Annotated in this window: 12 protein-coding genes and 1 rRNA gene; 2 read left to right on the forward strand and 11 right to left on the reverse strand. The window is 69.5% G+C overall.

Going from position 1 to position 12,601, the window contains the following annotated elements:
• Window positions 1-25: 25 nt before the first annotated feature.
• A complete protein-coding gene (locus ACZ7L1_RS33685) occupies window positions 26-1,669 on the reverse strand; it encodes a hypothetical protein (protein ID WP_471442712.1) in 1,644 nt (547 codons plus the stop codon).
• Window positions 1,670-2,158: 489 nt separating this feature from the next.
• Between ACZ7L1_RS33685 and ACZ7L1_RS33690 the strand changes: the two genes are divergently transcribed.
• Together ACZ7L1_RS33690 and ACZ7L1_RS33695 are read left to right on the forward strand one after the other, a co-directional pair.
• Window positions 2,159-2,932 (forward strand): ECF subfamily RNA polymerase sigma factor, BldN family, encoded by a 774-nt coding sequence (locus ACZ7L1_RS33690; RefSeq protein WP_471442714.1) that lies wholly within the window; start codon window positions 2,159-2,161, stop codon window positions 2,930-2,932.
• A gap of 264 nt (window positions 2,933-3,196) precedes the next feature.
• Window positions 3,197-4,414 (forward strand): DUF5667 domain-containing protein, encoded by a 1,218-nt coding sequence (locus ACZ7L1_RS33695; protein ID WP_471442715.1) that lies wholly within the window; start codon window positions 3,197-3,199, stop codon window positions 4,412-4,414.
• A gap of 77 nt (window positions 4,415-4,491) precedes the next feature.
• Here the strand turns inward: ACZ7L1_RS33695 and ACZ7L1_RS33700 are convergent, their stop codons facing one another.
• The 10 genes from ACZ7L1_RS33700 to rrf all read right to left on the reverse strand — a co-directional run.
• Window positions 4,492-5,541, reverse strand: coding sequence for a lysophospholipid acyltransferase family protein (locus ACZ7L1_RS33700; RefSeq protein WP_471442717.1), 1,050 nt, complete (start codon window positions 5,539-5,541; stop codon window positions 4,492-4,494).
• Window positions 5,542-5,555: 14 nt separating this feature from the next.
• Entirely contained in the window at window positions 5,556-6,617 is a 1,062-nt protein-coding gene (locus tag ACZ7L1_RS33705) for an NAD-dependent epimerase/dehydratase family protein (protein ID WP_471442719.1), read from the reverse strand.
• 320 nt (window positions 6,618-6,937) lie between these two features.
• Window positions 6,938-7,036, reverse strand: coding sequence for a 30S ribosomal protein bS22 (locus ACZ7L1_RS33710; RefSeq protein WP_003948845.1), 99 nt, complete (start codon window positions 7,034-7,036; stop codon window positions 6,938-6,940).
• A gap of 143 nt (window positions 7,037-7,179) precedes the next feature.
• Window positions 7,180-7,392 (reverse strand): helix-turn-helix domain-containing protein, encoded by a 213-nt coding sequence (locus ACZ7L1_RS33715; protein WP_158712621.1) that lies wholly within the window; start codon window positions 7,390-7,392, stop codon window positions 7,180-7,182.
• A 129-nt stretch (window positions 7,393-7,521) separates the two neighbouring features.
• The gene (locus tag ACZ7L1_RS33720) at window positions 7,522-8,337 is read right to left on the reverse strand and encodes a phosphatase (protein ID WP_471442721.1); all 816 of its coding nucleotides are present in this window, start codon (window positions 8,335-8,337) and stop codon (window positions 7,522-7,524) included.
• Window positions 8,338-8,507: 170 nt separating this feature from the next.
• The gene (locus ACZ7L1_RS33725; RefSeq protein ID WP_471442723.1) at window positions 8,508-9,680 is read right to left on the reverse strand and encodes an acetoin utilization protein AcuC; all 1,173 of its coding nucleotides are present in this window, start codon (window positions 9,678-9,680) and stop codon (window positions 8,508-8,510) included.
• Window positions 9,631-10,872, reverse strand: coding sequence for an MFS transporter (locus ACZ7L1_RS33730; protein ID WP_471442725.1), 1,242 nt, complete (start codon window positions 10,870-10,872; stop codon window positions 9,631-9,633). Before ACZ7L1_RS33730 ends, ACZ7L1_RS33725 begins: the two co-directional genes overlap by 50 nt.
• Window positions 10,873-10,949: 77 nt before the next feature.
• On the reverse strand, window positions 10,950-11,642 hold the full coding sequence (locus ACZ7L1_RS33735; protein WP_471442727.1) for a VC0807 family protein: 693 nt from the start codon (window positions 11,640-11,642) through the stop codon (window positions 10,950-10,952).
• Window positions 11,643-11,804: 162 nt separating this feature from the next.
• On the reverse strand, window positions 11,805-12,449 hold the full coding sequence (locus tag ACZ7L1_RS33740; RefSeq protein ID WP_471442729.1) for an HAD family hydrolase: 645 nt from the start codon (window positions 12,447-12,449) through the stop codon (window positions 11,805-11,807).
• A 61-nt stretch (window positions 12,450-12,510) separates the two neighbouring features.
• Window positions 12,511-12,601, reverse strand: a 5S ribosomal RNA gene (gene rrf, locus ACZ7L1_RS33745); the annotation flags it as partial.

A 12,601-nucleotide genomic window follows, 5' to 3' on the forward strand; every position in this document is an offset into this window, starting at 1 on the left:
GTCCGCTGCTGTGGCCGGGCGCGGCCTAGTCGTCGGACGGGGTGATCTCCCACGTCGTGTTGTCGCCGTGCTGCTGCGTCCAGAACAGGCGCCAGCCGTCACGGAACAGCCTCGGCGTCTTCGCGCCGAGGATGCCGTCCGTGCCCGGGTCGCCGTCGGACACGTGGATGCCGGTGATCTCGTTGTCACCGTCGTTCTGGATGCCGCCGTTCACCGAGGACAGCATGTTGTCCAGGGTCGCCGACGGGTCGCGGCCCTCGGCGAGGAAGCGCACCGGCTGGGCGCCGCGGGAGTAGTCGGTGGTCGTGTCGAAGACGTAACCGGAGTCGAAGGCGCCGCGCTGTGTGTGCACCGTGTCGCTCGCGTCCTCGACGAACGCGACGTGGGTCCGGTCTAGGAAGGTGACGTTGTCGAGCCCGGTGTGCGCCTTGTCACCGCTGTAGAAGACGCTGAGCGTGCCCTCGTCGGACCTCGGGTCGCTCTGCGTGAGCTTGTAGACGTTGCCCCAGCCGCCGTATCCGTCGTTGGCCGCACTGGTGGTGTTCGTGTCGCCCGTGGCGTCGAAGTAGAACTCGCGGAAGTCCGCCCCCGGGCGGAACTGCCCGTTCTCCGGACGCTTGAAGGGAGTGGCCTTGGCCGCCTTCGCCAGGGCGTTGGCGTCGAACGGCTTGCCGCTGGTGTCGGTCTTCGTGTCGTGGACGGTCACCCAGCGGGTGCGCAGGGCCGGACCGTAGTTCGTCAGGTCCTTCACGTCGTCGCTGAACGCGGCGCCGTTCGGGTGCGCGGCGTCGACGTTCTGGTAGGCGATCGGCGAGCCGCTGCGACGCGAGGTCACCTGGAGCGCCTGCAGCTTGCCGCCCTTGGTGAGATCGTGCTTGTCGTACGGGATCAGCCGGTAGACGAAGCTGCCCGGGACCTTCGCCTTGCCGGTGACCGTCGTGCCGCCTGCGTCCTCCACCAGCCACAGGTTGCCCGCGGAGTCGTTCTGGACACCCTCGTAGCCGGCACGCCCCGTGACGTAGGAGATGTCCTGGACCTTCGAGTCGATGTCCGGGGTCGCCTGGAGCACGGCTCCCTCGGCGCCCTCCTCGGAGGTGAACAGCAGCCGCTTGGCCCACGGGTCCCAGGTGGAGCCGTCGATGGCGGGGATGTCCGTGCCGTCGGTCTCCTTGGTGGCCAGCAGCGTCACCCGGTGCTGCTGGTCGGCGTCCAGGTTGATGCGGGTGATGTACCCGGCCTCGCCGCCCTCGTGCCCCTGGAAGAGGAAGTGCGTGCCGTACGGGTAGGACGGGTCGGCGCCGTGCAAGCCGTTCAGCCTCAGGTAGGTGTTCTTGTCGGGCTCGGTCTTGCTCGCCTCGATCTTCACGCCCGGGGCCTGCTTGACGGCGGGGTCCGGCAGCAGCGTGCCGTCGCCGAGGTAACCGTAGTACGGCACCCCGGCGGTCGGGTTCTCCAGCTTCAGCGAGCCCTGGGCCGCCGGGTGCTCGGTGAGCCCCGGGGACAGGGTGTTCGGCGCGGTCACGCCCCGGACGTCGGTGACGGCCGGAACCGAGGACCAGCTCCCGGGGCCGTCGTCGGCGTCGGCGACACCGGAGGACAGGGCGAAACCGGCGCCGATCACGCCGGCAGCCACCCCTACGGCAATGACGCTACGTCTCTTTTTGGCCATGTGCGATCACCCTTCAGATGAGCGGAGGCACACAGTCAACGCACAGTCGCCGTCACAGGGTGGCCGTATCGATGTCGACTCGATTGATGAGCCGTGAACATTGCGGCACCACGCGCCGGTCCGCGTCGTTCGCCGGGTGACTCGAAACACTCGCCCGCCAGGCACCGGGCGGCCTGAGGCGTCCTGCCCATTCCGCGTGTTCTACCCGGGCCTGGGACCAAGCACTCCCCGCGTCGCACACCCGGCCACAACACGCCCTGCAGCCAGACGGAAGCCGAACTCAACCGATCAACAAACGGTCACTATACGGCACTTGAGCAGGCATCAATCGGTTACAGAAGCGACGTAATCGATGATTTGAGCAACTGGGTGTAGCGCTGCCTGTACTAAGCGTTATTCTCCTCAGACGCAAACCGGTACCCCTCCATCGCTACGATGGGTGAACGGTCCGGTACTGCACGTGATGGAAGCTCTGCCTCTGGGAGTCCCGTGTACCCACACGTCGGGGTTGACGCCTCGGGCCTGGCTACGCTCCGCGCAACGGTCCACGAGCTGTTGCGCGGCTTCGTCCCCACCGCGTACGCCACCCCCGCCTTCGCCACCGCCGCCCCCGTCGGCCCGTGCTACGCACTGGCCGACGGAAGCGCCGCGGTCGGCAGGCGCGGCCGCTCGGGCGCGTCCGCCGCCACCGCACGCCGCCCGGCCGCGGACAGCGACAGCGCCCGCATGATGGACCTCGTGGAGCGCGCCCAGGCCGGCGAGGCCGACGCCTTCGGGCGCCTGTACGACCAGTACAGCGACACCGTCTACCGCTACATCTACTACCGTGTCGGAGGCAGGGCCACCGCCGAGGACCTCACCAGCGAGACCTTTCTGCGCGCCCTGCGCCGGATCGGCACCTTCACCTGGCAGGGCCGCGACTTCGGCGCCTGGCTCGTCACCATCGCCCGCAACCTCGTCGCCGACCACTTCAAGTCCAGCCGCTTCCGGCTGGAGGTGACGACCGGCGAGATGCTCGACGCCAACGAGGTCGAGCGCTCCCCGGAGGACTCCGTGCTGGAGTCGCTCTCCAACGCCGCCCTCCTCGAAGCCGTGCGGCGACTCAATCCCCAGCAGCAGGAGTGCGTCACACTCCGCTTCCTCCAGGGTCTGTCCGTCGCCGAGACCGCCCGCGTGATGGGCAAGAACGAGGGCGCGATCAAGACCCTCCAGTACCGGGCCGTCCGCACCCTGGCCCGACTCCTCCCCGAAGACGCCCGCTGAGACCCCCGGACCGTCCTCGTCCACCCACCGGGCGAACACCCAGCGCAACCGCCAACTCACCGTCCGTACAAGCCCGTTGTGTTTGCGATCCGATCATCCGCCGTCCGTAACCCAAGTGCCGAGCCGCTCGTTGTGCGGGACACAGGCTCCCTGTGGTCACACCCTGACTCTCTTTGATCACTCGATCGTGTGGATGCGGTCAGCGCGTGCAACCCTCAGGACCCCCTGGGGAGTCGACCGTCATGACGAGAGGAGGTGCCGCCAGTGATCGCGAACGTATCGGCGCACCGGCGGGCCAACGCCTTCGCCCAGGCCCTGGAGGAGCAGTCCGACGACCGGGGCGCGGCGGCCGAGCAGCCAGAAGGACCGGCCCCGGCTGCGGCGGAACGGACCGATGAGACCCGTCTGTTGGGTCTCGCGAGCCGTCTCGGCGAACTGCCCAGGCCGACGCTCGACCCGGAGGTCAAGGTCGTCCAGCGCGCGCGGCTGGTGGCCGCGATGGAGGCCATGTTCCGGGAGGGCGCGGCCCCGGCAGGCGAGGCGGCGGGCCCTTCGGTGCCGGAGCAACGACACGGGCGGGGCGCCCATCGTGCAACCACGCTGGGGAAGTTGCGACCGCGGACACGGCTCACCAAGGGTCTCGCCGCGGGCGGACTCGGCGTCGGCGTGGCCGCGGCCTCCTTCGGCGGAGTGGCCGCTGCGAGTTCCGACGCCCTGCCCGGTGACTCCCTCTACGGCCTCAAACGCGGCATCGAGGACGTCAAACTCGACATGGCCGACGGGGACAACGACCGCGGGCAGCTCTACCTCGACCAGGCGTCGACCCGGCTGAGCGAGGCCCGCCGGCTGATGGAGCGCGGCCGCAGCGGCGACCTCGACCACGAGTCCCTCACCGAGGTCCGCCGCACCCTGTCCGGCATGCGGCACGACGCGGCCGAAGGCCACCGCCTGCTGCACGAGGCGTACGAACGGGACGGCTCACTCGCACCCATCCAGACCCTCTCCGCCTTCTCCCAGTCGCACCGCGAGGCCTGGGGCGCCCTGCGCGAGCGGCTGCCCGCCCAGCTCGGGGACGTCAGTCAGGAGGTCTCGTCGGTCTTCGACGCCATAGACCGGGATGTCGCACCGCTGCAGTCGCTGCTGCCGCAGCCCCCGTCACAGGGCGGCCCCGGCCGGCACCGCAGCTCCGCCCCGGGGTCCACCGGCTCCGCCGGCTCCGGCGCCCCGGCCCCCAGCACCACCGGAGGCTCCGCCCCGGGCACCCACAGCAGCAGCGGCAACCCCCAGCCGTCCAGCTCCAGCAGCACCGGCGACGGCCTGCTCGGCGGCAACACGGGCGGTCTCCTGGACCCCCCGAAGGACAGCACGAGCAGTTCCCCGTCGACGAGCAAGACCCCGTCCTCGGGACCGAACGTCACGCTCCCGCCGCTGCTTCCGGGCCTGCTACCGGGCTTGGGCATCGAAGGCGAGGAGAACAGGTAGGCCACCGGGAAACCGCTTGGGGGCGCCCCTTCCACCAAGGGGCGCCCCCATCGTCGTACCCGCAGACCCCGAACCGCTCAGAAGAACACCGACCGCCGCTGCACCAACAGCTTGTACAACGTGTGCTGAATCTGCTCCCGCACCTGATCCGTCAGGTTGAACATCAGCATCGGATCCTCCGCGGCCTCCGGCGGATACCCGTCCGTCGCGATCGGCTCCCCGAACTGAATCGTCCACTTCGTCGGCAGCGGAATCGCCCCCAACGGCCCCAGCCAGGGAAACGTCGGGGTGATCGGGAAGTACGGGAACCCCAGCAGCCGGGCCAGCGTCTTCGCGTTGCCGATCATCGGGTAGATCTCCTCGGCGCCGACGATCGAGCACGGAATGATCGGCGCCCCGGCCCGCAGCGCCGTGGACACGAAGCCGCCACGCCCGAACCGCTGCAGCTTGTAGCGCTCGCCGAACGGCTTCCCGATCCCCTTGAAGCCCTCCGGCATCACCCCGACCACCTCACCGCGATCGAGGAGCCGCTCGGCGTCCTCCGCGCACGCCAGGGTGTGGCCGGCCTTGCGGGCCAGTTCGTTCACCACCGGCAGCACGAACACCAAATCGGCCGCGAGCAGCCGCAGATGGCGCCCGGCCGGGTGGTTGTCGTGCACGGCGACCTGCATCATCAGGCCGTCCAGCGGCAGCGTCCCGGAGTGGTTGGCGACGATCAGCGCCCCGCCCTTGTCCGGGATGTTCTCGATGCCCTTCACCTCGACCCGGAAGTACTTCTCGTACACCGGCCGCAGCAGCGACATCAGGACCTGGTCGGTCAGTTCCTCGTCGTAGCCGAAGTCGTCGACCTCGTAGTCGCCCGTCAGGCGTCGGCGCAGAAAGGCCAGCCCTCCGGCGATACGCCGCTCCAGGCCCCCTTCCCGGGAGCGGGCCGGCGGCCTTTCCTCGCGTGTCACGGGAACATCATCCTGCGGGAGGGCCTCGCCGTGCAGGGGCTGGACCTCGCGGACCACCGCGGGCTCCCCCTTCAGCCGGCTGTTCCCGGCGCTCCGGCGCCGCGACGGCCGCTGCACGGCAGCCCCCCGCGACCGGTCGTCGTCGAACGGAATGACCTTGGCGTCCGCCATCGTTGATGCGCTCCTCAGTGGGCGGTTGGCGTCGGGGGGTGGCCACCGCCCAGGACGGGCAGTGCGGCGATCCGGTCGACGGCCCCCGCGAGGGCCTCCGGCGGCAGCAGTCCGGGCCCGCGGCTGCGCGCGAAGTCCGCGAAGGTCTCCGCGGTCGTGTACTTCGGCTCGTAGCCGAGCGTCTCGCACATCTGGTCCGTGGCCACGACCCTGCCGTGGGTGAGCAGCCGGATCTGCTCGGGCGAGAAGTCCGTCATGCTCAGCGTGCGCATCGCGGACCCGACCCAGGTGACGGCGGGCAGCAGCAGCGGCACCGTGGGCCGACCCAGGCGCCGCGCACACTGCGACAGCAGCAGCACGCCGTCGCCTGCGATGTTGAACGTGCCGCTGTTGAGGGTGCCGCGCCGCGGCTCGTGCGCGCCGATGCGCAGCACCTCGATCACATCGTCCTCGTGCACGAACTGCAGTCGCGGGTCGTAGCCGAACACGGTGGGCAGCACCGGCAGCGAGAAGTACGACGCAAGGGGCGTGTCGGCGTGCGGTCCGAGGATGTTGGCGAACCGCAGAACGCAGACGGCGACATCGGGCCGGCGCCGCGCGAAGCCCCGTACGTACCCCTCGACCTCCACGGCGTCCTTGGCGAAGCCGCCGCTCGGCAGCGACTTGGGCGGGGTCGTCTCGGTGAACACGGCCGGATCGCGGGGCGCGGACCCGTACACGTTCGTGCTGGACTTCACGACCAGCCGTTTGACGCTCGGGGACTTCTGGCAGGCGCCCAGCAGCTGCATGGTGCCGATGACGTTGGTCTCCTTGACCGTGGCCCGGCTGCCGCTGCCCAGCGCGGTGCCGGTCACGTCCATGTGGACCACCGTGTCCACGGAGTGCTCGGCGAGCACCCGGGCGATGGTGGGCTGGCGGATGTCGGCCTGGAGGAACTCCGCGCCGCCCAGATGGTGCTCGGGTGGTACCGCGTCCACCGCGATGACGCGGTCGACCTCCGGGTCACGCTGGATCCGTCGTACGAACCGGCCGCCGAGCCGGCGGGCCACTCCGGTCACGAGCACGACCTTGCCCAAGATCAGCGCCTCTCTTCCCGTCGCGTCCAGTAGTGGACGTAGCTCTGTCCGCCAGCCTGCCGCGTTCCCCGTATACGGCCAACTTAGCGGGTCGGTGTTGCGCTGTGATGACCGCCCGATGCACGAAGTGACGACACACCCGTACGTACGACCAGACCAAGCCATTCGCGTCACAGGCGTACGCACGTCCGGAAGGCACTGGAACACGCGCACCCGGAAACGCACCCACCCGGAAAACGACAAACACCCCCCACCGGTGGTGGGGGGTGTTGCGCGCGCTCACGCACAGAAGCAGGGGCGCCCCTGGACGGGGCCGCGCCTTACTTCTTGTTGCGACGCTGAACGCGAGTGCGCTTGAGCAGCTTGCGGTGCTTCTTCTTGGCCATCCGCTTGCGCCGCTTCTTGATAACAGAGCCCACGACTACCCTCGCTCACTTCTCATCACTCGGTGCTGGGCGCCATGGGCCCATACGACCTACGAGGGGCTAGCCTACCCAACCCGAGCGCGAGGTTGTAATCGAGGCCCCGCCGAAGGCCGCACAGCACCTCCGGCGGGCCGCCGTCAGACCGTCTCCACCCCCACGTAGCTGTCGCGGAGGTACTCGTGAACCGCTTGCTCCGGGACCCGGAAGGACCTCCCCACCCGGATCGCCGGCAGATGACCGCTGTGCACCAGCCGGTACACGGTCATCTTCGACACTCGCATCACCGAGGCGACTTCCGCCACGGTCAGGAACTGAACCTCGTTCAGAGGCCTCTCGCCAGCTGCAGCCATGACACACCTGCACCTTCCGCACTCGACGGCCACCGGCTTCCCCTTCCGGTGACTCTTCGTCGCTGCGTGCTCACTCCCCAATGTAGGTGCGGATGATGCAAGTGGGGAAGAGGGGATGGCATCCGCGGCCTACTGTGACAGACACGCTCGATTGAGTACATAGCGAGTAAGCGGTCGGTAGTAATCAGACCGCACAGCGTCATCAAGTGGAACGACGACGGACACCCGCCCCTCCGCCTCGCCGACGAAGGGCGCCGGATCGTCCGTATCGGCCAGGCCGATCGCGTCGAACCCCAGCTGACCTGCTGCGCAGACCCAGCCGTGGTCCCCGATGACCAGTTCCGGCAGCGGGCCGCCGGCTTCCGCAGCGGCGGCCAGCGCGGTGCGAAGCGGGAGCGGCGAGTGCGTGTGTGCGCCGGGCTCACAACCGGCTCTTCCCGATCCTGGTTCTCGTACGAGGGCGACTCCCCGTACGTAATCAAGGTTGTACGTGCGTAGGCCGAACCGGGTCGTTATGTCGACACAGCGACCCTGCGCCGGGGTGAGAACGGTACATCCCGCCGCCGACAGGGCGTCCGCGAGCGCGGCGTAGAACCCGAGCAGCCGGTGCGGGTGCCCGGTGCCGAGCAGCACCGCCTCGCGGTGGCGCGCGGCCCTGGCGACGCGCTCGGCGAACGCCTCGAGCCCCTCCAGCGTGCGCTCCGGATCGATCACATCATGGCCGGACACATACCGTGGATCGGCCGAAACCCCACACTTGTCCGCCATCAACTCGATCAAATCCCCAGAACTCCATGTCCATTCGGGATCGAGTCCGATCAGCATGCGGGGGTCGCGGGCAGCGAAGAGCCGATAGCTGCGCAGGCTCTCCTCCCGCGAGGTGGCCACGGGCCCGGCCAGCCGGGCGGCCAGCAGATGCGCACGCAGTGCGCCGGTGCTCAACACGCCAGCGATGCTGTCCCAATCACGTCCGCCGCATGTCCGGAATGCAGGGAACACCCCACAGTCGGCGTAATCACACCCCGCCTGGGGGCTGCGCCCCCGGACCCCACTGTCGGCCTACGGCCTCGTCCTCGAACGCCGGAGGGCCTGAAATCCAGCAGCACGCCCGGGGGCTACGGCAGCAGTCCGCGCAGCGGATACGCCGCCTTCCGCGCCGCCAGCACCGCCTGGTCCAGCCGATCGGCCGGGTCGTACCCGGACTCCCACCCAGAGAACGCCACCGGCCACCGCCCATCCGTCATCCGCGCCGGCGCCAACTGCCGCGTCCGTGCGAAGACTTCCTGCCGCCACCCCTCCGGAATCACCGTCTCCGGCTCAACCGGCCGCCCCGCCGCGATCGCGACGAGATGCGTCCAGGACCGCGGCACGACCTCCACCACCGCATAGCCACCCCCGCCCAGCGCGACCCACCGCCCGCCCGCGTACTCGTGCGCCAGGTCGTGACACGCGACCTGCACCGCACGCTGCGCGTCCAGCGACACCGCGAGATGCGCGAGCGGATCCTCGAAGTGGGTGTCGGCCCCGTGCTGCGTCACCAGCACCTGCGGCCGGAAGTCCGCGATCAGCTCCGGCACCACGGCATGGAAGGCCCGCACCCACCCCGCATCGCCCGTCCCCGCCGGCAGCGCCACGTTCACCGCGCTGCCCTCCGCGTTCGGCCCGCCCGTCTCCTCCGGCCATCCGGTCTGCGGGAACAGCGTGCGCGGATGCTCGTGCAGCGACACCGTCAGCACCCGGGGATCGTCCCAGAACGCCGCCTGGACCCCGTCCCCGTGGTGCACGTCCACGTCGACGTACGCCACCCGCTCCGCCCCCAGCTCCAGCAGCCGGGCGACGGCGAGCGCGGCGTCGTTGTAGATGCAGAACCCCGACGCGCTTCCCGGCATCGCATGGTGCAGCCCGCCCGCGAAGTTCACCGCGTGCAGCGCGTCCCCGCGCCACACCGCCTCCGCCGCCCCGACCGACTGCCCCGCGATCAGCGCGGACACCTCGTGCATCCCGGCGAACGCGGGATCGTCGAGAGTCCCGATCCCGTACGACCCGTCGGCCGCCTCCGGATCCGCGGACGCGGCCTTCACCGCCGCCACGTAGTCCCCCCGGTGCACCAGCCGCAGCGTCGACTCGCCCGCGGGCTTCGCAGCGACCACGTCGACGTCCCGGTCGAGCCCGAAGGCGTCGACCAGTCTCCGGGTCAGCGCGAGCCGGACCGGATCCATCGGATGGTCCGGGCCGAAGTCATAGCCCGTTACTGCCTCGTCCCACATCAGCTGTGCGCGGCCGCTCATGTCCGCCACCGTATCGGTCTTGTCCGGGCTTGAACGAACGGGCGTACACCAGTGTCACCAGGACCAACACCATCGGTACGAGCATGGCGCCCCGGTAGTTCCAGGCGTCCCCGAGCGCACCCACCAAGGGCGAGCCGATCAGAAAGCCCACGTAGTTGAAGATGTTCAGCCGCGCGATCGCCGTGTCCGAAGCCCCCGGGAACAGCCGCCCGGCGGCCGCGAACGTCTGCGGCACCAGCACGCACAGCCCCAGCCCCAGCAGGGTGAAGCCCAGCATCCCGACCCACGCCCCCGGCGCACCCGCCACCACGGCGAACCCGAGCGCCGCCACCAGCGCCCCGAGCCGTACCACGGCCACGGCACCGAACCGCCGCACCCCGAAGTCGCCGATGGACCGCCCGAGCAGCGTAGTGATCATGTAGACGTTGTACGGAACGGTCGCCAGCTGCTCCGAGCTGCCGAGCGTGTCCTGAAGGTACTTGGCGCTCCAGTTGGAGACGGTGGAGTCCCCGATGTAGGCGAAGGTCATCACCAGGCAGAGCGGCAGCAGCAACCGGAAGACGATGGCCCCGGCCTCGGTCTCCCGGACCTGTGCACCCTCCCCGGCCTCCGGGGCCTCCGGGACCGCGGCCGAGCCCCCGTCGACGTACCACCGACTGCCGACGAGCGCGGCCGGCAGCAGCACCGCGACGACCGGCAGATACGACACCCACAGCGCCAGATGCCAGTGCGCGCCCACCCAGGCGAGCGAGGCCCCGACGATCCCTCCGAGGCTGTACGCGGCGTGGAAGCCGAGCATGATGCTGCGTCCGTACGTCCGCTGCAGGCTCACCCCGAGCATGTTCATCGAGGCGTCCAGCGCCCCGACGGTCAGCCCGAACGCCGCCAGTGCCATCGCCAGCTCGGCCATGTGACCGCCGGCGCCCACACCGAGGAGGGCGAGCAGGACGACGGGCTGCGACCAGCGCAGCAGCCTGCTGGGCCGTACACGCTTGACCAGCTGCTCCGTCGTCACGCTGCCGACACCGGCGAGGACGGGCACCGCGGCGAGGAAAACGGGAAGCAGCGCGTCGGAGACGCCGTACCGGTCCTGGACGGCCGGAATCCGCGTCACCAGCAGGGCAAAGGTGGCGCCTTGAGCGAAGAAGCTGAACGCCAGCGAGGCCCTACCGCGCCGCAGCACATCTGTCATGGCGGCGAGCGTAGGGCCCCGGTCTACTCGTGGGTAGATCCAGCCGAAGATGATTTTTGTTCAGCTTTACTGGCGGGTCACTGGGCGAAGGCGGGCATGGGGGCGGCGGCAGGGGCGGCACCGGCGTTCGCCTCAGCGTTCGCCTCGGCGGCCAGCATGTGTGCCATGGGGCCGGCGGCCAGGGCACCGCTGACGAAGAACGCGAGCACCATCGCGACGGCGAGGACGACCGAGCCCAGCCAGACCATCGTGTCCACGGGCAGGGTGTAAGCACCCACGGCGCGCACGACACACTCACCGAGGAGCACCACACCCCACACCACCGAGAAGACCCGCTCGGCCCGCCGGAAGGCCGCGCACCCACTGTGCAGCCGCGCCCAGGCCGCCTCCCTGGCCGCGTCGCCCTTCACCAGCCAGGGCTTCATCGCGGCGGTCATCATCGGCTTGCCCAGCGCCACGGAGACGAGGATCCCGATCCCGATCGTGCTGCTCACGCCGCTGTCCTTGGCGAGCATCAGCCGCGGGTCACCCGAGACGAAGCTGAGCAGCAGCCCGACGACGTTCACCACGAGGATGAGGACGGCGAGGGCGTTGACCTTGCGCTCCTTGACCACGCCGAGGACGGTGCGCACGGCGGGCGGGACGCTGCTCCAGGCGAGCGCCGCGAAGGTGCTCATACCGAGGGCGTCCTTGAAGAGGTAGTACGACCCCACGGGCACCGCCACGTCCATGATGAGCGGCGCGAAGTTCTGCTTCTTGCTCTTGCTCATGCTCATGCTCATGCTCTGGGTCTGGCTCTGGCTCTGGCTCCGGCTCTGGGACACCCTGTGCGTCGTCATGCCCCTAGCCTCGCCGCCGGGAGGGATCCGCCAGTAGAAACGATCGTCCGGAGCTCTCCATGACAAATGTCAGTGCCCGGCCCCTGGTTCGGGTCATACGAGCAGGTCAGCCAACTCGCCCATGGACGTGAAGAGTTGGGTGGCACCAGTGAGCCGGTCGGCGGGTGTCATGGATGTGAACCCGAACACGTCCATGCCGGCGGCCACGGCGGCCTGCACACCGAGCGGACTGTCCTCGACGACCAGACACCTCTGCGGCGCGACTCCCATCCGCTCGGCCGCGTACAGGAACAGGTCGGGCGCCGGCTTGCCCCGCCCCACGTCCTGCGAGCTGAAGACGCGGCCGTCGTCGAACCACCGGTCGAGCCCGGTCGTGCGGTGCCCGACCCTGATCCGGTCATGGCTGCCGGAGGACGCCACACAGAACGGCACTCCATCGGCCGTCAGCTTCTCCAGTACGTTCTCGACGCCGGCGACCGGCTGCAACTCCCGCTCGAACGCGGCGAAGACCCGTGCGTGGAAGACGTCGTCGAAGTCGTCCGGCAGCCGCTTACCGGTCCGCTCCAGGAGGAGGTCATGGATACGGTGCATGGCCGAGCCCATGTAGTCCCGGATGGAGTCCTCGTAGGTGGTCGGGTGCCCCAACTCGGTGAGGTAGGCGGCCAGGAGCCGGTTGGAGATGGGCTCGCTGTCGACGAGGACGCCGTCGTTGTCGAACATGACGAGGTCATAGCGCATGACTCGACCCTAAACGCAGAAAACCCCCGTGCTGAATAGCACGGGGGTTTTCTCACAAATTGTTCGGCGGTGTCCTACTCTCCCACAGGGTCCCCCCTGCAGTACCATCGGCGCTGTAAGGCTTAGCTTCCGGGTTCGGAATGTAACCGGGC

This window comes from Streptomyces sp. NPDC107546, from assembly GCF_055639175.1.

Coding starts and splice junctions, on each gene's coding strand:
- ACZ7L1_RS33685 (WP_471442712.1), bottom strand. CDS start 1,669: ATGGCCAAAAAGAGACGTAGCGTCATTGCCGTAGGGGTGGCTGCCGGC.
- ACZ7L1_RS33700 (WP_471442717.1), bottom strand. CDS start 5,541: ATGGCGGACGCCAAGGTCATTCCGTTCGACGACGACCGGTCGCGGGGG.
- ACZ7L1_RS33715 (WP_158712621.1), bottom strand. CDS start 7,392: ATGGCTGCAGCTGGCGAGAGGCCTCTGAACGAGGTTCAGTTCCTGACC.
- ACZ7L1_RS33725 (WP_471442723.1), bottom strand. CDS start 9,680: ATGAGCGGCCGCGCACAGCTGATGTGGGACGAGGCAGTAACGGGCTAT.
- ACZ7L1_RS33730 (WP_471442725.1), bottom strand. CDS start 10,872: ATGACAGATGTGCTGCGGCGCGGTAGGGCCTCGCTGGCGTTCAGCTTC.
- ACZ7L1_RS33735 (WP_471442727.1), bottom strand. CDS start 11,642: ATGAGCAAGAGCAAGAAGCAGAACTTCGCGCCGCTCATCATGGACGTG.
- ACZ7L1_RS33740 (WP_471442729.1), bottom strand. CDS start 12,449: ATGCGCTATGACCTCGTCATGTTCGACAACGACGGCGTCCTCGTCGAC.